1 pseudogene is annotated in these 1,515 nt (G+C 58.5%); it reads left to right on the top strand.

Annotated features, from left to right (window positions below):
* Positions 1-309: 309 nt before the first annotated feature.
* Positions 310-408, top strand: a pseudogene (locus tag EN851_RS16810) (transposase zinc-binding domain-containing protein); the annotation flags it as partial.
* Positions 409-1,515 lie beyond the last annotated feature (1,107 nt).

Here is a 1,515-nt window from a genome sequence, read left to right on the forward strand (position 1 = left end):
TGCTGATCCACGACAAGTACTTCAACGCGCCGCTCGACCATGATGGTTCGTAAAGCTCCGAGGCGCGAGCGGAATTCATCGATGGGAAAGCGTGGCGGGAGGAGCGGACGATGCTTCATCAAATGATCTCGGTATGCCCATGGTACGTGTCTAGTGAGGCGGCTGTCCCGGGAGCAAGAGTGGGATCAAACAGAAACCACTGTCCAATACATTCTTTAGCTTCCGTCCATCGCGTTTTGAGAAAGCTTATCGCCCGAAGATTAGCGTCTTTGATGTGATCGAGGCTACAGACAAGCGGGTCGAGCGCCGGTCATGGCCGCGGTGGACGCGTGCCGGACCGCGGCCCTGGGCGTTCACGCCGAACACTGCACCGACTGCGGCCTCATGCGGCACGCCTATAACTCCTGCCTTATGGGCAAATCCAGCAATGGGGAGCTGGCGGCGACTTGATCGCGCTGTTGTGTGCGCCGCCGCCAGCCCGGCTCACCATTACGAAGGGCGCTTGAGGAGCCCGATTGAGTCTGTCGGACGGTTGGAACGCGCCGCGCCGGAGATGCAGTGGAACGATCGATTCAAGACCATCGAGCTTCTCTGTGGCAAGGCCATGCGCGGAGCCATCCGCTCGCCCGCGCCAAGCTGTTCTTGCTGCCCAAATTCTCCGCCCGACCTGAACGCACGGAGAAGCTCTTGGCAAAGCTCAAGCAATGGCTGAGCGGGATGAATTTAGGCTAATGAATACTTGCCTGGGTGCAGTAATTCTGCATTCGGCTGAAGTCGCAGCGGTGAGGATTTAGCGGATGGATCAGACAGTCTCGACTGTTCGCGTGGGTAGGCCCTGCTAACGGCGCGCTCCCGAGCGGCTTCGTGACCGCCGCGCTTCAAAAGCTGCTGGAACACGACCTATTCCTTCCCAGCGTTCCATGTTCACCCCATGTTCATCCATGTCCGCCCCTTGTCCGGTGGAGAACATTTTCTGTCCGCATGCCGACACACGGAGTTACCAGTATCCTGCGGTACCGCGCGAAACACAGGTTTTCACTCGTCGTACAACTTCGTCGGCGGCATGCCGATTGCATAGGACCCGGTGAAGGCGCGGTGGTCCAGACTAGCTGTTGCACTAATCAGCCAATCCGAGCGCCTGAACGGGGAAGCGGGCAAATCCAAGGAGTAGCTCATGCGAGTAGCCGTCGTGTGAAACAATGATCGGACGGCGTGATCACCCGTTCGGTCAGTCTCGTCCAGAGGACTACGATCCGCAAGACGGTTGGAAACGTGGTAACGGCACTGCGAGAGGGCAATTGAAATGCTGTGTGAAGGCGATAAAGGTTCGAGCGGTTCATGCCGCCCTGATCCGCAAGCCCGCCCCGCCACACAACAATGATCTGAGCATGGCGCTGAAGCTTGCCATTGACCGCGAAGAGATGCTGGACAAGATCCTGAGCGGCTACGGAACGGTCGGCAACGACTTCCCGATCAACGCTGGATATCCGCTGTCCCCTGATGACATCGAGCAGC

It is taken from the genome of Mesorhizobium sp. M8A.F.Ca.ET.208.01.1.1 (assembly GCF_004791315.1).
GTDB lineage: Bacteria > Pseudomonadota > Alphaproteobacteria > Rhizobiales > Rhizobiaceae > Mesorhizobium.